The organism is Streptomyces sp. NBC_00572 (genome assembly GCF_026341815.1).
Lineage (GTDB): Bacteria > Actinomycetota > Actinomycetes > Streptomycetales > Streptomycetaceae > Streptomyces.
Window position 1 is genome coordinate 3,820,152 of record NZ_JAPENX010000001.1, and the last position, 19,126, is coordinate 3,839,277.

A 19,126-nucleotide genomic window follows, 5' to 3' on the forward strand; every position below is an offset into this window, starting at 1 on the left:
CAACGTACACGTCGATGTGTACGGCGTCCACAGGGCATACGCTGTACACGAGAGAAGGAGGCCCGAGTGGCGAAGAAGGAAGAGACGGACGGCGTCTCGCTGTGGGAGCGCCTGGAGAGGCCCGCGGCGGCACCGCGGGCGTCCCTCAGTGCGGCACGGATCGCGGCCGTCGCGATCGACATCGCCGACCGGGAGGGCTTCGCCGCCGTCACCATGCGGCGCGTCGCCACCGAGCTGGGTGTGGCGCCCATGGCCGCGTACCGACACGTCAAGGGCAAGGACGAGCTCTGGGAGCTCATGGTCGACCAGGTGTCGGCCGAGCTGGAACCGGCCGGGGAGACCACCGGCTGGCGCGCGACCCTGCGGACCTACGCGGTACGGACCCGCACGATGGTGCTGCGCCACCCGTGGCTCGCCCACATGCCGACGCCGCTCTTCGCCCTCACCCCGCACCGGATGGCGGCCGCCGAACGGCAGCTGGCCTCCCTCGACGGCCTCGGGCTCGACCCGGACACGATGATGGCGGCCTTCCGCGCGGTCATGTCGTACGTCCAGGGGGCCACGCAGTCGGAGGCCGTCCTGCGCCGGCACATGGAGGAGCAGGGCTGGACCAGCGGCGACGACACCCGCCGGGCGCTCGCGCCGAAGATGTCGTACCTGCTCGGCACCGGGCGCTATCCGACGTATCGGCGGTACGCGCTCGGGGCCGCCCGCAAGGACGACGCGGAGTGGCAGTTCGAGACGGGGCTCGACTGCGTGCTCGACGGCGTGGCGGGGCTCGTGGCACGCGGGCAGGAATGACGAAAGGCCCCCGGGATCACCCGGGGGCCTTTCGTCATGGGACTAGTACGAGGAGCCGGAGGCGCCCAGGCTGCCCGTCGGGTGCCAGACCGTCTTCGTCTCCAGGAAGGCGGTCATGCGGTCCGTGCCCGGGGACTCGGCGAAGTCCTCGGTACGCGGGCGCAGGACGCGCTTCAGGTTGTCCGCCGCCGCGATCTCCAGGTCGCGGGCGAGGTCGCCCTCGGTCGCGCCCGTCAGGTCGATCGCGTTGACGTCCTGGTGGGCCGCCAGGTGCGGGCCCATCTCCGAGGCCTTGCCGGAGAGGATGTTGACGACGCCGCCGGGGAGGTCGGAGGTGGCCAGGACCTCGCCGAGGGAGAGCGCCGGGAGCGGGTACTTCTCGCTCGCGATGACGACGGCGGTGTTGCCCGTCGCGATCACCGGGGCGATCACCGAGACCAGGCCGAGGAAGGACGAGTCCTGGGGCGCGATGACGGTGACGACACCGGTCGGCTCGGGCGTGGACAGGTTGAAGTACGGTCCTGCGACCGGGTTCGCACCGCCCACGACCTGGGCGATCTTGTCCGTCCAGCCCGCGTACCAGACCCAGCGGTCGATCGCCGCGTCGACGACGACGGCCGCCTTCGACTTCGACAGGCCTTCCGCCTCGGCGACCTCGCGGACGAACTGGTCCCGGCGGCCCTCCAGTATCTCGGCGACGCGGTAGAGGATCTGGCCGCGGTTGTACGCGGTGGCGCCGGCCCAGCCGCCGAAGGCCTTGCGGGCCGCGACGACCGCGTCACGGGCGTCCTTGCGGGAGGACAGGGGGGCGTTCGCCAGCCACTTGCCCTTGGAGTCCGTCACCTCGTACACCCGGCCGCTCTCGGAGCGGGGGAACTTGCCCCCGACGTACAGCTTGTAGGTCTTGAAGACGTTCAGGCGGGTCTGATCAGACATCGAGGTAGGCCTCCAGACCGTGACGGCCGCCCTCGCGGCCGAAGCCCGACTCCTTGTATCCGCCGAACGGCGAGGTCGGGTCGAACTTGTTGAACGTGTTGGCCCAGACGACACCGGCGCGGAGCTTGCCGGCGACCGCGAGGATGCGGGAGCCCTTCTCCGACCAGATGCCGGCCGACAGGCCGTACTGGCTGTTGTTGGCCTTCGCGACGGCCTCGTCGGGCGTACGGAAGGTCAGCACCGACAGGACTGGGCCGAAGATCTCGTCGCGGGCGACCGTGTGCGCCTGCGTGACGTTCGTGAAGAGCGTCGGGGCGAACCAGTAGCCGGCCTCGGGGATGTCACAGGCGGCGGTCCAGCGCTCGGCGCCCTCCGCCTCGCCCTGCTCCACCAGCGAGGTGATCCGCGCCAGCTGCTCCGAGGAGTTGATGGCGCCGATGTCGGTGTTCTTGTCCAGCGGGTCGCCGAGACGCAGCGACGAGAGGCGGCGCTTCAGGCTGTCGAGCAGCTCGTCCTGGATCGACTCCTGGACGAGGAGGCGTGAGCCCGCGCAGCAGACCTGGCCCTGGTTGAAGAAGATGCCGTTGACGATGCCCTCGACGGCCTGGTCGATGGGGGCGTCGTCGAAGACGATGTTCGCGCCCTTGCCGCCCAGCTCCAGGGTGACCTTCTTGTCCGTACCGGCGATGGAACGCGCGATGGCCTTGCCGACGGCGGTCGAACCGGTGAAGGCGACCTTGTTCACGTCCGGGTGCGCGACGAGCGCGGCGCCCGTCTCCCCGTACCCGGGAAGGATGTTGACGACGCCCTTCGGCAGCCCGGCCTGGCGGCAGATGTCCGCGAAGAACAGGGCGGTCAGGGGGGTCGTCTCGGCCGGCTTCAGGACGACCGTGTTGCCGGTCGCGAGGGCCGGGGCGATCTTCCACGCCAGCATGAGCAGCGGGAAGTTCCACGGGATGACCTGACCGGCCACGCCCAGCGGCTTCGGGTTCGCCCCGTAGCCCGCGTGGTCGAGCTTGTCGGCCCAGCCCGCGTAGTAGAAGAAGTGCGCGGCGACCAGGGGGAGGTCCGCGTCGCGGGTCTCCTTGATCGGCTTGCCGTTGTCCAGGGTCTCCAGGACGGCCAGCTCGCGGCTGCGCTCCTGGATGATCCGGGCGATGCGGAAGAGGTACTTGGCGCGCTCGGAGCCGGGCAGCGCCGACCACTTCTCGAAGGCCTTGCGGGCCGCCTTCACCGCGCGGTCGACGTCCTCGGCGCCCGCCTGGGCGATCTCGGAGAGGACCTCCTCGGAGGACGGCGAGACGGTCTTGAAGACCTTGCCGTCGGCGGCCTCGACGAACTCGCCGTCGATGAACAGGCCGTAGTTGGGGGCGATGTCGACGACGGACCGGGACTCGGGCGCCGGTGCGTACTCGAATGCAGATGCCATGTTGATCAGTCCACCGTCACGTAATCGGGGCCGGAGTAACGGCCGGTCGCCAGCTTCTGGCGCTGCATCAGCAGGTCGTTGAGCAGGCTGGAAGCGCCGAAGCGGAACCAGTGGTTGTCCAGCCAGTCCTCGCCCACGGTCTCGTTGACGAGAACCAGGAACTTGATGGCTTCCTTGGTGTTGCGGATGCCGCCGGCCGGCTTCACACCGATCTGGACGCCGGTCTGCGCGCGGAAGTCGCGCACCGCCTCCAGCATGAGCAGGGTGTTGGCCGGGGTGGCGTTGACCGCGACCTTGCCGGTCGAGGTCTTGATGAAGTCCGCGCCGGCCATCATGCCGAGCCAGGAGGCACGGCGGATGTTGTCGTACGTGGACAGCTCGCCGGTCTCGAAGATCACCTTGAGGCGGGCGCGGTCGCCGCACTCCGCCTTGATCGCGGCGATCTGCTCGAAGACCTGCAGGTAGCGGCCGGAGAGGAAAGCGCCACGGTCGATGACCATGTCGATCTCGTCGGCGCCCGCGGCGATCGCGTCCGCCGTGTCGGCGAGCTTCACGGGGAGCGCGGCGCGGCCGGCCGGGAAGGCGGTCGCGACCGAGGCGACCTTGACGCCGGAGCCCGCGAGGGTGGCCTTGGCGGTGGCCACCATGTCGGGATAGACACAGACGGCGGCGGTCGTCGGGGTCGTACGGTCGGTCGGATCGGGACGGACGGCCTTGGCGGCGAGCGCCCGGACCTTGCCCGGGGTGTCCGCGCCTTCGAGCGTCGTCAGGTCGATCATGGAAATGGCCAGGTCGATGGCGTACGCCTTGGACGTGGTCTTGATCGAGCGGGTGCCGAGGGACGCGGCGCGCGCCTCCAGGCCGACGGCGTCGACGCCGGGCAGCCCGTGGAGGAAGCGGCGCAGCGCACCGTCGGACGCGGTCACGTCGGCGAATGCGGATGCTGCGGATGCAGTGGTGGGCATGGTCACCAGTCGAGCATATCTACGCGCGTAGCGACCTGTACAGGGGAGGCTCTTCGCAGAGCCCGAGGTCACAGGGGTCGGTCGGCGTGGTGGCCGTCGCGCGACGGGGGACGTGACCCCTGTCACACGGCCGTGACATGGAGCGGACGGGTCCCGCATACAAGATCAATAGATTTTCATCAGCAGCCAGCCAGACCTCACCGGAAACAGTCGGACCGAGAAAAAGCGGCATGCGACTCACGCCACCTACCTACCTGAATCACAGGAGTCGTTATGCGCACCGCCCTTCGCACCGCCATCGCCACCGCCGTCGTCGCGGGTGTTGCGATCACCCCGGCCCTCGCCGCCGGAGCCGCTTTCGCCGCCGACGGTCCGGCGACCGTCAAGCCGGCTGCGGCCCGGCCCGTCACGGCGACCCAGACCGGTGCCGAGGCTGCGAAGGCGGATGCCCCGACGACCAAGGCGCCGAAGACCGAGGCCCCGAAGACGGCCCCGGCGACCACGGCCCCGGCGACCGAGGCCCCGGCGACCGAGGCGCCGAAGGCGGAGGCTGCGGCGGGCGAGGGGACCGGCACCTACGTCCGGACCTTGACCCTCCCGAACGGCGTCCGGGCCAAGATCTTCAAGGTCGCCGACGGCCACCACCGCGCCGAGCTCTACCGCGAGGGACGGCGCGTCGGCACGCTCGACGCCGACCACTGGTCGGTCGCGGGCAACGACAACGGCCAGTTCTTCGTCCTCAACTCGGACGGCACCACCCTGAGCTGGGTCGGCAACTACCTCCCGGGTGCCAAGCCCGGGCGGTACCAGCTCGTCGACGGCACCATGCTGGAGCTCGCCAAGAAGGACGGCCGCTACGGCATCCAGGAGCTGCGGTGGCGCACCCAGGGCACCGGCTTCGCCTACCTGAAGGAGGACCGCCAGGTCTTCCACTTCAACGGCGCCGTCGTCGTCCTGGAGAAGGACGGCGGGTTCGCCGCCTACGTCCCGGGCTCGGCCCGGCAGGCCGCCCCGCGGCCGGTCACCCGCGACGACGACTGCACCGTCCACACCTCCGTCGGCATCGGCGCCGGCGCCGAGGCCGAGCTCACCATGAGCCCGAACGGGCCGCAGGCCGTCATCCGTGACATCGGCAGCGGCAAGCAGGCCTTCCGGGCGCTCGACCGGACGTACCCCTCGCTGCCGAAGAGCACCGGCATCGTCGCCCGTATCGACAACCCCTTCGGCGCCAAGCCGACGCTCTACACCAAGGTCGAGGGCGGCACGGTCAAGGGCGCCACGCACGCCTTCCCGGCAATGCCGAAGGGCTGCAAGCTCAACCCGGTCAAGGGCGCGGCCGGCGCGAACGGCAACACCGGCACCGGCACGAACGGCAGCACGGGCATCACGGTCGACACCGGCGGTCAGACCTCCGTCGTCCCGCGCGGCGGCGTCGCGGCCGGCGCCGAGCTCGGCACCGAGAGCCCCGCGAGCTCCACGGCCCTCTACGCGACGGGCGCCGGTGCGGCCTCCCTCGCCGCCGCGGGCCTCGGCTTCATGGTCCTGCGCCGCCGCGCCGCCGGCTCCCGCGCCTGACCCCTCGCCCCACCCGTTCCCCGCCCCTTGACCCGAGCGGGAGCACACCCCAGGCCGGTCGCCGCGTCCCGCGCGGCGGCCGGCCACACCCCCGTCCCCCGCCCGCCCGTCCGCCCGGAGCCCTGCCGTGAACCGTCGCCGCGCCCGTGTCCGTACCGCTGCCGTCCTCCTCGCCCTGGTCGCGCTCAGCGGCTGCTCCGCCGGGGCCGACCCCGCGCCCGCCGCCACCCACCCCGCCCGGGTCGCCGAAGCCACCGCCCCCGCGCCGGCCGCGAGCGCCGCCCCGGTCAGCCCGCTGGGCCGTTCCCTGCCCGTACGGGTCCAGCTGCCCTCCGCCGGGGTCGACGCCGGCCCGATCCTGAGCCTCGGGCTCCACCCGGACGGCACCGTCGAGGTGCCCTCGGTCGAGGACGCCGACCGCATCGGCTGGTACGACAAGGGCGTCACGCCCGGGCAGACCGGCCCCGCCGTCCTCATCGGGCACTTCGACACCGCCCGCGGCCCCGCCGTACTGAAGAACGTCTCCAAGGTCCGGGTCGGCGACGAGATCACCGTGACCCGGGCCGACGGCACCACCGCGGTCTTCCGGGTCAGGGAACTGGAGCAGGTCGACAAGGACACCTTCCCGACGGCCAGGGTGTACGGCGACACGCAGCGCCCCGAGCTGCGCCTCGTCACCTGCGGCGGCGAGCTGGTCGACGGCCACCGCCCCGACAACATCATTCTGTACGCGGATCTCGTGGCCACGCGGGCCGCCTGAGCCCCCACCCGCCCGGCTGAGGCAGAATCGGCCCCATGACGACCCCCGAGCCGACCCCTGAGCCCAGCCACGAGCCGAGCCGCGAGTCGACCCCCGAGCAGCCGTCCGATCAGCGGAAGCCCGCGGGGCAGCAGTCCCCCGACCGCGTCTTCCGGTCGCCGCTCGGGATCGCGAGCGGGGTGTTCCTGCTGATCCTCGCGGCCCTTTTCGCCGGTGACGTGATGTTCCGCGGCGAGGGCCGGTCGCCCTGGCTCGCGCTCGCGGGTCTCGTCCTCGCCGTGCCGCTGATCGTCGCGTTCACGATCCGGCCCGCGGTGTACGCCAACGACGACCGGCTCCGGATCCGCAACCCGTTCCGGTCGATCACGCTGCCCTGGGCGACGGTCGCCGACGTCCGCGCCGGCTACTCCAGCGAGGTCTTCACCCAGGACGGCGCCAAGTACCAGCTGTGGGCCATCCCCGTCTCGCTGCGCCAGCGCAAGAAGGCCTCCCGCAAGGCCGCCCGCGCCTCTCAGGACGACCCGCACGGCCGTACCTCGGTGAGCGCCAACGTCCGGGACAGTGCCTCCCGGACCGCGCCCGCCGACCAGACGATCGCCGACCTGCGCGAGCTGGCCGAGCGCCGCGCCGGGACCCCGGGGGCGCAGGGCGAGGCGCGGGTGCGCTGGGCGTACGAGATCGTCGGCCCCGCGGTCGCCGGGCTGCTGCTCCTGGTGATCCTGCTGGCGACGGGCTGACCCGGCACGATCAGGGGGTGTCTTGTCGATCAGGCAAGACACCCCTTCGGCGTGTCACGAGCCCTCCGCGCCGCAGGCCTGGACACGTCACAAGCCTCTTCGCGTCACGCTGGCGCGTTCCCGGCGGGTCGTCCCCGGTGCCGGTGTCCTAGGGGCAACCTCCTGGTGAAGCGTGCAACCCCGCAAATGGTTTAGCACCCAACTGTCACCCCCGTCTCAATAGATTGCGCTTGCCGAGACTGTGGGGGTGGGGGCGATGACCAAGGACACCGGTGTGTCCGGGACGCGTTGTCTGGTCGACATGGGGGCCGACGGACGCTACGGATGGCGACTCGTCGCACAGAACGGGAGGGTCGTCGCGCGGTCGGGGGGCTGCTACGACGACCACGCCGGGTGCCGGGCGGCCTTCGCGGCCCTGTGCACCGGGTACGCGGACATGGCCGGCGGGGTGCAGCACACCGCCGGGGGCAACGGCTGGGTGTGGCTCCTGCGGGACGCCGAGGGCCGTACCGCCGCGCTCTCCGGACGCTCCTACGAGCGCCATTCCACCTGCCGCACCGCCTATGCGCGGTTCCGGGCGCTGATCGCCACCGAGGGGCCCAGATGGGCCTCAACAGTCTTACGGTGAACGGAAGTTGCCCCGCGCACGCCCCTCGTTCACGTCGCGGGGCGGGCCTGGCCACCGGGCGGGACTTACGTCCTTCCCGTGACGACCGAGACCCAAGACCCGCCGCCCGGCAGACCGGCCGACCCGCCGCCCGACACGCCGCGACGGCTCCACGCCGACCCCGGCCTTCCCGACCGGGTCTTCCGCGCCGTCGCCCGCACCGGCGGCGGCATCGTCCTCGCGGTCATGCTCCTCGTCGGCGGCTTCCTGCTCCTGCGCGCCTGGCAGGCCCTCGACCGCGCCGGACTCTCCTTCCTCACCACCGAGAACTGGGAACCCGACTCCGGACGCTTCGGGATCGCGGCCGTCCTCCTCGGCACCGTCCTCATCGCCCTCGTCGCGATCGTCGTGGCCGTGCCGCTGGCCACCGGGGCCGCGCTCTACATCGCCGAGTACGCCCCGCCCCGGCTGCGCCGCACCCTCATCTCCACCGTCGACCTGATGGCCGCCGTGCCCTCCGTCGTCTACGGACTGTGGGGCGTCTTCTGGCTGGAGGAGTCGATCCTCCCGATCGCCCGCTGGATCGCCACGTACCTCGGCTGGATCCCGTTCCTGCGCGTCGACGGCGCCGACCCCGACGATCCGCTGGCCCCGCCCACCGTCTACACCTCGTCCACCTTCGTCGCCGGTCTCGTCGTCGCCATGATGGTCGCGCCGATCATCTGCTCGATCATGCGCGAGGTCTTCTCCCAGGCCCCCGCCGGCGAACGCGAGGGCGCGTACGCGCTCGGCGCCACCCGCTGGGGCGTGATCCGCAGCGTCGTCCTGCCCTTCGGCAAGGGCGGCATGATCGGCGGCACCATGCTCGGCCTCGGCCGCGCCCTCGGCGAGACCATCGCCGTCTACATGGTCATCTCGCAGGTCTTCACCATCCAGTGGCACGTCCTGCAGACCGGCACCAGCTCGGTGTCCTCCCTCATCGCCCTGCGCTACGGCGAGGCCACGCCCTTCGGCATGTCCGCCCTGATGGCGGCCGGCTTCGCCCTCTTCGTCATGACCCTGATCGTCAACTTCGCCGCCTCGTCCATCGTCGCCCGCAGCCGCTCCGGCGCCACCAGCGACGCCTAGGGCCTGTCCGCGCTCCTCAAGGGGGACCCGAACCCGATGACCATCGCCCCGGAGCGGCCGAAGCTGCGACCGCCCACCGAGAAGGCCCCGCCGGCCCCCGGACCCGAACGCCGACGCACCACCGGCAGCACGCGCGCCTCCGACGTGTACGCGCTGCTCGGCGCCGCCGCGGCCTCGCTCGCCCTCACCTGGCTCCTCTTCGCCCGCCTGCTGCCCTTCAGTGGTGCCGTCGGCTTCGTGATCGTCGCGTACGTCCTCTTCCTCGGGCTCTACGCGCTGCTCGTCTCCTTCGACGAGGACGGGCCCGCCGTACGGGACCGGATCGCCGGCGTCGTCGTCCGCAGCCTCGGGCTGCTGCTCCTCGTCGTCCTCGTCTTCGTCGTCGCCTTCACGCTCTGGGAGGGCCGCGAGGCCCTCGTCCACCTCAACTTCTTCACCGAGGACATGAGCCTGGCGGGCCCCCTCGAACCGCTCGACGTCGGCGGCATCCTGCACGCCGTCGTCGGCACCCTCGAACAGGTCGGCATCGCGCTCGCGCTCACCGTGCCCACCGGCATCGTCTGCGCCGTCTTCCTCAACGAGGTGCCCGGACCCTTCGCCCGCCTGGTCCGCACCGTCGTCGAGGCCATGACCGCGCTGCCCTCGATCGTCGCGGGACTCTTCATCTACGCGACCGTCATCCTGGCCCTGGGCACCGAACGCTCCGGGCTCGCCGCCTCGCTCGCCCTCTCCGTGATGATGCTCCCGATCATCATCCGGGCCTCCGACGTCGTCATCCGGCTCGTCCCCGGCACGCTGCGGGAGGCCTCGTACGCCATGGGGTCCTCCCGCTGGCGCACGGTCTGGCACGTCGTCCTGCCGACCGCCCGCTCGGGGCTGACCACGGCCGTGATCCTCGGCACCGCGCGCGGGGTGGGGGAGACCTCGCCCGTGCTGCTGACCGCCGGGTTCACCGCCGAGCTGAACGCCCTGCCGACCTCCGGCGCTCAGGTCTCCCTGCCGCTCGCCACCTTCGAGCTCGTCAAGTCGCCCGAACCGAACATGATCGCCCGCGGCTTCGGCACCGCCGCCGTCCTCATGCTGCTCGTCCTGCTCCTCTTCGTCCTCGCGCGGATCGCGGGCGGGCGCGGACCGGGGCAGCTGACGAAGCGCCAGGAACGGCGCCGCGCCCTCGCCTCCCGGCAGGACGCGGCCCGGTGGGTCTCCACCGCCCGGAACGCCCCCGGCTCCGGGGCCGGGAACGTCCCGTCCCTGGCCGCCGCCGGGACCGCCGCACCCACCCCCGGCCCGGCAGGGTCCACCGCGCCCGCCGACCGATCCGTACCTCCGAGGAGTACGCCGTGAGATCCGCCGCCCCGCTCGCCCGCACCGCCCTGGGGCTCGCCGCCGCCCTGTGCGCGGTGCTCGCCCTGCTCGTCCATCCGCCCGCCGCGCAGGCCGCCGGATACACCAAGATCACCGGCTCCGGATCCACCTGGAGCTCCAACGCCGTCGAGCAGTGGCGCCGCAACATCGGCGCCAACGTCGGCCTCACGGTCAACTTCAACGCCAACGGCTCCTCGCAGGGCCGCGAGCAGTTCAAGAACGGCACCGTCGATTTCGCCGTCTCCGAGATCCCGTACGGCCTCAACGACGGCGGCGCCACCGACGTACCGCCGCGCCGCGGCTACGCGTACATGCCGATCGTCGCCGGCGGCACCGCCTTCATGTACAACCTGCGGATCGGCGGCCGCCAGGTCACCAACCTGCGGCTCTCCGGCCCCGTCCTCGCGAAGATCTTCACCGGCCGGCTGACCATGTGGAACGCGCCCGAGATCAAGGCCGACAACCCCGGCCTCACCCTCCCCGCCCGCCGCATCGTCCCCGTCGTGCGCTCCGACGGCTCCGGCACGACCGCCCAGTTCACCACCTGGCTCGCCAAGGAGAACGGCTCCGTCTGGGACGACTACTGCCGGCGCGCCGGCCGCTCCACCCCGTGCGGAATGACCTCGTACTTCCCCGTCGTGCCCGGCACCACCACCGTCGCCAAGTCCGGCTCGCTCGGTGTCTCCGCGCACGTCCGCCAGCCGCAGGGCGAGGGCGCCATCACCTACGTCGAGTACTCGTACGCGATCAACGCCCACTTCCCGGTCGTCAAGGTGCTCAACTCCTCCGGCTACTACGTCGAGCCGACCGCCCAGGCCGTCGCCGTCGCCCTGCTCAAGGCCCGGATCGACTCCGACCGGAACTCGACGAACTACCTGACCCAGATCCTCGACGACGTCTACCGCTCCGGGGACCAGCGCAGCTACCCGCTCTCCAGCTACAGCTACATGGTCGTCCCCACCTCGGACACCGCCCCGCACACCACCGAGAAGGGCCGCTCGCTCGGCACCTTCGCCCGCTACTTCCTCTGCGAGGGCCAGCAGCAGGCCGAGGAACTCGGCTACTCGCCGCTCCCGAGGAACCTCGTCCAGGCCGGCTTCGACCAGGTCCGCCGGATACCCGGCGCGCCGACCGGCGCGGTCGACCTGTCCGACTGCCGCAACCCCACGTTCTCGGCCGACGGCACGAACACCCTCGCCAAGAACGCCCCGCGGCCGAAGCCCTGCGACAAGCGCGGCCCGACGCAGTGCGGTGACGGCACGGGCGGCGCCAAGGGCACGAACACGCAGGTGAACAACGGCGGTTCGACCGGCGGCGGCTCCGCCACGGGCGGCTCGACCGGCGGGAACGGAACCGGGAACGGCTCCGGCTCCTCGAACGGCGGCTCCGGCGGCTCCGGCGGCAACGGATCCAACGGCTCGGGCGGCAACGGCGGTTCGGCCAGTGGTGGCGCCGGCGGCGCCACCGGCTCAGGCGCCGACTCCAGCACCGGGGGTTCCGCGACCGGAGGTGCGAGCGGCGGCACGGGCTCCGGCGGCGGATCCGCCACCGGCGGCGCCACAGGCGGCGGAGCCATCGACCCCGACACCGGCGAGATCCTCGCCGGGGACGGCGGCGGTACGGGCGGCGGCACCGGCCAGGACTCCGGCGGCAACCAGATCGTCGGCACCCCGGTCACCCTCGCCGCCGACACGGGCGGCGGCCTGCGCGGGATCCTCATGGCCCTCTCCGCCTTGCTGCTCCTCGCCACCGTCATCGCCCCACCACTCGTCGGCCGCGCCCTCGCGGCCCGCGCCGAACGCCAGGGAGGGGGACGGTGAAGCCGACGTTCACCCGGAGGGCCGGACTTGGGGCGCTGCTCGCCGCCGTTCTGCTCGCCCTCGTTCCGCTGCCGCAGGACAGTCCGGCGATGGCGGCGACCGACCCGTCACAGAGCTCGGCGCTGACGAAGCGGGGGACCAAGGGGCCCCACGACGACTTCTCGAAACTGGAGGTGACCGTCCACCAGACGAAGAACCTCCGCGGACAGGGGGTGCGCGTCACCTGGAAGGGCGGGAAGCAGACGTACAGCAAGAAGACCGACTTCCTCCAGATCATGCAGTGCTGGGGGGAAGACCCGGCGGGACCGAAGCGGGAGCAGTGCCAGTTCGGCGCCGCGCCCGCCGCTCTCGACTTCGGGCAGTTCGTCCTGCAGCGGGTGATCGCCGTCGGCACGGACCCGCAGGAGAAGGAGTACGACGAGCCGATTCCGGCTCCGGGTCTGCCGGGACAGACGACCTCTCCGTTCGTACCCTTCACCCCGGTCTCGGGCCCGCCGACGAAGACGTCCACCGACTGGACCTACTTCAGCAACAACGACACCAACGAGGAGTCCTTCGCCGTCACCCAGCCCGACGGGACGGGCGAGGTGGGCTTCAACCTGCAGTCCACCCGAGAGGCTCCGCACCTCGGTTGCGGCGATCCGGTCGGTACGGGTGCGGACGTCCGCGGCCGAAGGTGCTGGCTCGTCGTGGTGCCCCGCGGCTCCCGTGACCCGGACGGGACCGCCAACAACGGAAGCCTGCAGTCCTCGCCGCTCTCCACCACCAACTGGAACCAGCGCATCACCTTCCCCCTCGACTTCCTGCCCGTCGGCGACCCCTGCCCCACGGACAAGGCCGAGCGCCGGATGACCGGCTCCGAGCTGGTCACGGAAGCCGTCACCTCCTGGCAGGCGGCCCTGTGCGCGGGCGGCTCCACCCGCTTCACCTTCTCCCAGCGGGGAGAGGAGCTGGCCCGGTCGAGCCTGCTCGCCCCGACCTCCACCTCGCCCGGTCTCGGCTTCACCGTCGAGCCCGTGGAAGGCGGGGAGAAGGCGGGCTTCGTCCACGCCCCCGTGGCCGTCAGCGCGCTGACCGTCGGCTTCTTCTGGGAGGCCGACGGGATCGGGCTCGTGAAGGACCTGCGGCTGAACCCACGGCTGCTGGCGAAGCTGCTCACGCTGTCCTACCCCTACGACGTCCGGGTGAACACGTGGGGCATGGAACCCCTGGCGCATCTGAAGGGCAATCCGGTCTCCATCGTCCGGGATCCGGAGTTCCTGAAACTGAATCCGCAATTCGAGGAGTTCCGGCCGGCGGAGCTGAGCTATCCCGGCGGAATTCTCCTTTCCGCAGATCGGGCCGACACCGCGAAAGTCGTCTGGGACTATCTGCGGAGCAACGCCGACGCGCGTTCCTTCCTTGACGGGAAGCCGGACCCCTGGGGAATGAGGATGAACCCCCACTACAAGAGTCTGGGAATCAGCACGTCCAGTCTCTACGAGTTCCCGAAGGCCGACCCCACGGAGACGGAACTCCTGCTGTCGGGGAAGTCCATCACGTACGGGGTGATCGACCGCTCGCCGTACGCCGGCGACTTCCACGACGCCGCCCGGTCGACACGTAGGGGTACGAACAACACCAAGTACGAGGTCGCCGAGGACAACGCCACGGGGGGACTCAAGCTCACCGGCCCCCTGGTCCTGCCGGGCAGCCGCCGCGCCTACGGCATCATCGACTCCTCCTCGGCAACCCGCTATCAGCTCCAGACGGCGGCCCTGGCGAACGCCGACGGCACCTACGTCCGGCCCACCACCCGGACCATGCTCAAGGCGGTCGAACAGTTCAAGGACTCCTCCGTCCCGGGGGTCCTCGTCCCCGACCCGGCTCGCGCCACGAAGGACGCCTACCCGTTGACGGTGGTGACCTACGCCGCCGCCTCCACCGGCCTTCCGGCGGACGCCCGCAAGGACTACGCGCGCGTGCTGCGGTACGCGGCCGGACCCGGGCAGAAGCAGGGCACCGCCCCCGGTGAGCTGCCCCTCGGCTACGCCCCGATGCCCGCGAAGCTGAAGGCCCAGGCCGCCGCGGCGGCCGACCGCCTGGAGCGCGGCACGCCGACCGGACCGGGCGCCACCACCGGCGGCACGGCCGGCGGTGACGGCGGCGCGACCGGAGTCTCGAACTCCGGCGGCGGCCAGGGAGCGAACGGCACGACGGGCTCCACGGGCTCCACAGGAACCGGCTCCGGCGGTACGGGCTCGGGCTCGGGTTCCGGCAGCGGGTCCGCGAGCGGGTCCACCGGCGGCGGTACGGACACGGGCGCGGCCGCCGGGTCGCCGTCCTCCGCCGCGCCGCCGCCGGCCTCCGGCGCGGGCGGGAACGGCTCTACGAACGGCTCCGGGAGCGCACCGGGGGAGCGGCTCGCCGACACCGGCAGCACGCCGTCCCAGGTGCTCGGCGTCATTCGCTGGGTCCTTCTCTCGGTCCTGGTCGTCGGCGGCATCGCCGGTATCGCAGGACCCGCGGTCCTGGCCGCCGCCGGCCGTCGTCGAATTCCCTCGGATTCACCTAGGACAGGAATTCGTAACCTGAAGAGCGGCTGACCGTGGTGGCCGCCCGTGCCACCGGTGAGGAATTGTTGTTCCCGGCCGGTCGACGGACCGGCCGGTTGAAGAATCCGGATTTTGCTTGTGCGTCCATTCCATGACATCCGTTTCCACGGAGGAGATCAGAAGTGAACGTCAAGTCCCGCGCTCGTATCGGTGCCGCCCTCGGTGTGGCCGCCCTCGGTCTCGGTGTCGCCCTCGCCCCCGCCGCGCAGGCCGACCCCAACCCGATCACCCAGTACCGCACCCTGGCCGGCACCGGCTCGGACACGACCCAGGACGTCATGAACGGCCTCGGCAACGTCGTCGTGAACGCCATCGGCCAGAAGATCATCGCGTCCTGGGACGCCACCGGCACGGCCACCATCAAGACCAAGTCGGCCGGCTGTGTGATCAACCGCCCGAACGGCTCCTCCGCCGGTATCGACGCGCTGCGCAACGCCGTGGACACCAACTCCGGCTGCCTCGACTTCGCCCGCTCCTCGCGCGGCCCGGCCGACACCAGCACCACGGACCTCACCTGGATCCCCTTCGCCAAGGACGCGGTGTCCTGGGTGAAGCGCTCCGACAGCACGCTGCCCTCCGACCTGACGGCGACGCAGCTCAAGGACATCTACGAGTGCAACCTCACGGCCCTCAACGGCGTGGCGCTCACCCCGATCCTGCCGCAGGCCAACTCCGGCACGCGTCAGTTCTTCCTCTCCTCCATCGGCGTCACCGCCCCGGGCTCCTGCGTCCAGCAGGGTGTCCAGGAGAACGACGGCACCGTCCTCGACACCGCCGGTGACATCGCCCCGTACTCGGTCGCCCAGTACACGGCGCAGGAGAAGGGCGTCGTCGCGAACCGCCGCGGCGCGGCCGTCCTCGGCTCCGTCGGCACCGTCGCGCCCCGCAACGCCGACAAGACCCTGAACACGGCGTTCCCCTTCCTGCGTGACGTCTACAACGTCGTCCCGACCCCGAAGCTGACCAACGCCACGATCTCCTCCACGTTCGTCGGCTCGACCTCCAAGGTCTGCGCCGCCACCACGACCATCACCAACTACGGCTTCGGCGCCCTCGGCACCGCCTGTGGTGCCACCACCGTCAAGGGCGAGCGCTGATCACCACCGCCTCCTGACCGCACACCGGCCGGGCACCTTCGGGTGCCCGGCCCCCCGGCGTACCCGTGGCGCATCCGCTCCCCGTATCGCTCCCCGCCCGACCGCCCGACCGCCCGACCGCCCGACCGCCCGCCCGACCGGCCGCCGGGCACCCCACGCCGCCCGATCCCGCAACCACCGGCCACCCGCTCCCGCATCCGACTCCTGGGGGACCCGCATGAACCGCCCCGCACCACTCAGATCACCCGTCGCCCTCCTGACGGCACTCGCCCTCCTCTGCGGCGCCCTCGCCGCCGCCCTGGCCCTGGCCGTCCCCGCCAAGGCCGCCACCGTCCACGGGAGTTTCACGCTCCAGGGCGGTTCGGGCTCCGTCACCGCCCGGCCCTTCGCCACCGGGGTCACCACCGCCGCCGCCTGCCCGGCACCGGCCGACCCCGCCAAGCCCTACCTCAAGGCCCGGCTCGGAGTGGTCGAACCCGTCCTCGGCACCTTCCACGCGATAGCCGGCACGGTCCCCGGGGACCCCCTGAGCGCGGGGCCCTTCACCCGGCCCGTCGACGTCGAGGCCACTCACACCTCGCTCCAGGAGGGCCTCCGGAACTTCATCCCCGAAGGTCCCCTGGACGGCCGCTACGAGCTTCGCCTCTACTGCCGGACCGACATCGGGGCCGAGTCGGAGGACTTCTTCTCCACGATGATCCAGGTCACCGGTGACACCTGGGCCCCGATCGCGCAGAAGGCGACCCTGCTGGAAGTCGTGTCCGACCCCGCCGTCGCCGTCGTCGGCGCGCCGGCCAAGATCATCGCGACCTTCCAGCCCAAGGAGGCCGCCGGATCGGTGAGCTTCCAGAAGTTCGTGAACGACGAATTCGTCGACATCGGCGCCGTCGACGTCGTCGGAGGCAAGGCCGAGGTCACCGTCACCGAGTCCGCAGTCAACAGCGACGGTCTGCCGGTGGTCGTCACGTTCACCCCCACCGACCCCGAGGCCTACACCCCCGCCTTCTTCGTCTACTCGCTGTACGTGGCCGAGCCCACCCCCACCCCCACCGGCACGACCCCGACCCCCACCGGCACCACCCCCACCCCGACGGGCACCGGCACCGGCACGCCGACCCCGACGGACGACCCCACCGACACGCCCACGCCGACGGACACCCCCAGCGACACGCCGAGCGACACCCCGGGCCCGACCGGCACCGACACGCCGTCGCCGACCGCGACCGGCGACTCCGGCACCTCGGGCGGCGCCTCCGGGGGCGACTCGGGCACCTCGGGCGGCTCCGGAGGCGGCTCCGGCGGCAGCGGTACGAGTGGCGGTTCCGGAGACTCGGGCGGAAGCGGCACCAGTGGCGGCTCCGGAGGCACCGGCACCGACGACGGCAACGGCAGCCTCGCCTCCACCGGTTCCACCGCCGCCTCCGCCGCGCTCGGCTCCCTCGCACTCTGCCTCCTCGGCGCGGCGGCCGTGATCCAGACCCGCCGCCGCAAGGCGGGCGCCCGCCCGTGACCACCGCACCGCCCCCCACCGCCCCCCGGGCCGGGCTCGCCCTGGCCGGGGCGGCGCTGTCCGTCCTCGCCGCGCTGCTGATCGGCTTCGCCGCCAACCTCACCGTCGTCGGACACCTCCAGCACGCCCGCGAGCAGTCCACCGCCTACGACGAGCTGCGCGAGCAACTCGCCCTCGGCACCGCCCCAGTGGGGCAGCTCACCTACGACGGCAAGCCGCTCGAACCCGGCGCCCCCGTCGCCCTGCTCCGCATCCCCGCGCTCGGACTCCGCGAGGTCGTCGCCGAAGGCACCACCTCCGAGGTCCTCATGTCCGGGCCCGGGCACCGCCGGGACACCGCCCTGCCCGGCCAGGCCGGGGCCAGCGTGATCATGGGCCGCAAATGGGGCTACGGCAGCCCCTTCAACGACGTGCACCGCCTCCCGAACGGCGCCCGCGTCGAGGTGACGACCGGTCAGGGCGAGGCCGTGTACGAGGTGACGGGCGTCCGGCACCCCGGCGACCCCAACCCCGCGGCCCTCGGCTCCGGCGAGGGACGGCTCACCCTGATGACGGCGACCGGTGGCGCGTACACCCCCGAGGACATCGTCCGCATCGACGCCAGACTCCTCGGCGCCGCCCGGCCCAGCCCGCCCCGGCCGCTGCGCCCCGGCTGGATCACGGCCGCCGAGAAGCCCCTCGCGGGCGACCCCGACGCCTGGCCCGGGATCTTCCTCGGCGCCCAGGCGCTGCTCCTGGCCGCCCTGCTCACCGTCCTCGCCCGCCGCCGCTGGGGAAACCGTCAGACCTGGGTCACCGCCGTCCCGGTCCTCCTCGCCCTCGGCGTCCTCGTCTCCGGCGAACTGACCCGGCTCCTCCCCAACCTCCTCTGACCGCTGTGGAGTCCACACCGTGACCGATCTCGCCGACACCGTCACCCTGCCGCCCGTCCCGCCGCTCGTGCCGGGCGGCGGCGCCGCGGCCCCGTCCCGCGCCGCCGCCCTCGAAGCCGAGTCCGTCTCCGCCTGGTTCGGCGACCGCAAGGTCCTCGACCGGGTCTCGCTCGCCATGCCCGCCCGTGAGGTCACCGCCCTCATCGGCCCCTCCGGCTGCGGCAAGTCGACCTTCCTGCGCATCCTCAACCGGATGCACGAACTCACCGGCACCGCCTCGCTCGCCGGCCGGGTCCTCCTCGACGGCGCCGACATCTACGACCGGGGACGCCGCATCACCCACGCCCGCCGCGAGATCGGCATGGTCTTCCAGAAGCCCAACCCGTTCCCGGCGATGTCCCTGTACGAGAACGTCCTCGCCGGCCTGAAGCTCGGCGGCATCCGGGCCGGCAAGCAGGCCAAGGACGACCTCGTCGAGGAGTGCCTGACCCGGGCCGGCCTCTGGAACGAGGTCAGGGACCGGCTGCGGCAGCCCGGCGGGGCGCTCTCCGGCGGCCAGCAGCAGCGCCTCTGCATCGCCCGCTCGCTCGCCGTCCGCCCCCGGGTCCTGCTCATGGACGAACCCTGCTCGGCGCTCGACCCGACCTCCACCCGGCGCGTGGAGGAGACCATCGCCGAGCTGAAGTCGGAGGTCAGCGTCGTCATCGTCACCCACAACATGCAGCAGGCGGCCCGCGTCTCCGACTCCTGCGCCTTCTTCCTCGCCGAACAGGGCACCCCCGGAGTGATCGTCGAGCAGGGGCCCACGGAGACGGTGTTCAACTCCCCGACCGACCCGCGCACCGCCGACTACGTCAACGGCCGCTTCGGCTGAGACCGGTTTCCGGCGTGCGCCCCCGGCGTGCGGGAGTCGAGAGACGTCATGTGCCG

16 protein-coding genes are annotated in these 19,126 nt (G+C 72.1%); 13 read left to right on the forward strand and 3 right to left on the reverse strand.

Annotated elements, in window-relative coordinates:
• Positions 1–66: 66 nt before the first annotated feature.
• On the forward strand, positions 67–801 hold the full coding sequence (locus OG514_RS17875) for a TetR/AcrR family transcriptional regulator (RefSeq protein ID WP_266895835.1): 735 nt from the start codon (positions 67–69) through the stop codon (positions 799–801).
• Positions 802–843: 42 nt separating this feature from the next.
• Here the strand turns inward: OG514_RS17875 and OG514_RS17880 are convergent, their stop codons facing one another.
• Genes OG514_RS17880 through deoC form a run of 3 tightly spaced genes read right to left on the reverse strand, consistent with a single transcriptional unit; the run spans position 844 to position 4,131 of the window.
• On the reverse strand, positions 844–1,737 hold the full coding sequence (locus tag OG514_RS17880; RefSeq protein ID WP_266895837.1) for an aldehyde dehydrogenase: 894 nt from the start codon (positions 1,735–1,737) through the stop codon (positions 844–846).
• Positions 1,730–3,166 (reverse strand): aldehyde dehydrogenase family protein, encoded by a 1,437-nt coding sequence (locus tag OG514_RS17885; protein ID WP_266895839.1) that lies wholly within the window; start codon positions 3,164–3,166, stop codon positions 1,730–1,732. The genes OG514_RS17880 and OG514_RS17885 overlap by 8 nt, the downstream gene beginning before the upstream one ends.
• 5 nt (positions 3,167–3,171) lie before the next feature.
• Positions 3,172–4,131, reverse strand: a complete 960-nt coding sequence (gene deoC / locus OG514_RS17890; RefSeq protein WP_266895841.1) for a deoxyribose-phosphate aldolase — start codon at positions 4,129–4,131, stop codon at positions 3,172–3,174.
• Between the two features lie 273 nt (positions 4,132–4,404).
• On the opposite strand from deoC, the gene OG514_RS17895 reads away from it, so the two are divergent.
• The 12 genes from OG514_RS17895 to OG514_RS17950 all read left to right on the forward strand — a co-directional run bounded on the left by OG514_RS17895 (position 4,405) and on the right by OG514_RS17950 (position 19,070).
• Positions 4,405–5,706, forward strand: a complete 1,302-nt coding sequence (locus tag OG514_RS17895) for a hypothetical protein (protein WP_266895843.1) — start codon at positions 4,405–4,407, stop codon at positions 5,704–5,706.
• A gap of 127 nt (positions 5,707–5,833) precedes the next feature.
• Positions 5,834–6,466: a class F sortase gene (locus OG514_RS17900; protein WP_266895845.1), complete on the forward strand. Its 633-nt coding sequence runs from the start codon at positions 5,834–5,836 to the stop codon at positions 6,464–6,466.
• Between the two features lie 35 nt (positions 6,467–6,501).
• The gene (locus tag OG514_RS17905) at positions 6,502–7,203 is read left to right on the forward strand and encodes a PH domain-containing protein (RefSeq protein ID WP_266895847.1); all 702 of its coding nucleotides are present in this window, start codon (positions 6,502–6,504) and stop codon (positions 7,201–7,203) included.
• A 256-nt stretch (positions 7,204–7,459) separates the two neighbouring features.
• Entirely contained in the window at positions 7,460–7,831 is a 372-nt protein-coding gene (locus OG514_RS17910; RefSeq protein WP_266895849.1) for a DUF1508 domain-containing protein, read from the forward strand.
• A 78-nt stretch (positions 7,832–7,909) separates the two neighbouring features.
• Positions 7,910–8,938: a phosphate ABC transporter permease subunit PstC gene (gene pstC, locus OG514_RS17915; RefSeq protein ID WP_266895851.1), complete on the forward strand. Its 1,029-nt coding sequence runs from the start codon at positions 7,910–7,912 to the stop codon at positions 8,936–8,938.
• Between the two features lie 36 nt (positions 8,939–8,974).
• Complete coding sequence (pstA, locus tag OG514_RS17920; RefSeq protein ID WP_266895853.1) at positions 8,975–10,282, forward strand: phosphate ABC transporter permease PstA; 1,308 nt, start codon at positions 8,975–8,977, stop codon at positions 10,280–10,282.
• Positions 10,279–12,123, forward strand: coding sequence for a phosphate ABC transporter substrate-binding protein PstS (gene pstS, locus OG514_RS17925; protein WP_266895855.1), 1,845 nt, complete (start codon positions 10,279–10,281; stop codon positions 12,121–12,123). The genes pstA and pstS overlap by 4 nt, the downstream gene beginning before the upstream one ends.
• Positions 12,120–14,708 (forward strand): hypothetical protein, encoded by a 2,589-nt coding sequence (locus OG514_RS17930; RefSeq protein WP_266895857.1) that lies wholly within the window; start codon positions 12,120–12,122, stop codon positions 14,706–14,708. The genes pstS and OG514_RS17930 overlap by 4 nt, the downstream gene beginning before the upstream one ends.
• Before the next feature lie 131 nt (positions 14,709–14,839).
• Entirely contained in the window at positions 14,840–15,814 is a 975-nt protein-coding gene (locus OG514_RS17935) for a substrate-binding domain-containing protein (RefSeq protein ID WP_266895859.1), read from the forward strand.
• 217 nt (positions 15,815–16,031) lie between these two features.
• On the forward strand, positions 16,032–17,324 hold the full coding sequence (locus tag OG514_RS17940; protein ID WP_266895861.1) for a hypothetical protein: 1,293 nt from the start codon (positions 16,032–16,034) through the stop codon (positions 17,322–17,324).
• Entirely contained in the window at positions 17,321–18,196 is an 876-nt protein-coding gene (locus OG514_RS17945) for a sortase (RefSeq protein WP_266895863.1), read from the forward strand. Before OG514_RS17940 ends, OG514_RS17945 begins: the two co-directional genes overlap by 4 nt.
• A 67-nt stretch (positions 18,197–18,263) precedes the next feature.
• On the forward strand, positions 18,264–19,070 hold the full coding sequence (locus tag OG514_RS17950; protein ID WP_266900882.1) for a phosphate ABC transporter ATP-binding protein: 807 nt from the start codon (positions 18,264–18,266) through the stop codon (positions 19,068–19,070).
• The last annotated feature ends 56 nt before the right edge of the window (positions 19,071–19,126 follow it).

What these genes read in the sequence shown, in the direction of transcription:
- OG514_RS17880 (WP_266895837.1), bottom strand. Translation starts at nt 1,737, where the DNA reads ATGTCTGATCAGACCCGCCTGAACGTCTTCAAGACCTACAAGCTGTAC.
- OG514_RS17910 (WP_266895849.1), top strand. Translation starts at nt 7,460, where the DNA reads ATGACCAAGGACACCGGTGTGTCCGGGACGCGTTGTCTGGTCGACATG.
- OG514_RS17895 (WP_266895843.1), top strand. Translation starts at nt 4,405, where the DNA reads ATGCGCACCGCCCTTCGCACCGCCATCGCCACCGCCGTCGTCGCGGGT.
- OG514_RS17905 (WP_266895847.1), top strand. Translation starts at nt 6,502, where the DNA reads ATGACGACCCCCGAGCCGACCCCTGAGCCCAGCCACGAGCCGAGCCGC.
- OG514_RS17940 (WP_266895861.1), top strand. Translation starts at nt 16,032, where the DNA reads ATGAACCGCCCCGCACCACTCAGATCACCCGTCGCCCTCCTGACGGCA.
- deoC (WP_266895841.1), bottom strand. Translation starts at nt 4,131, where the DNA reads ATGCCCACCACTGCATCCGCAGCATCCGCATTCGCCGACGTGACCGCG.
- OG514_RS17885 (WP_266895839.1), bottom strand. Translation starts at nt 3,166, where the DNA reads ATGGCATCTGCATTCGAGTACGCACCGGCGCCCGAGTCCCGGTCCGTC.
- pstA (WP_266895853.1), top strand. Translation starts at nt 8,975, where the DNA reads ATGACCATCGCCCCGGAGCGGCCGAAGCTGCGACCGCCCACCGAGAAG.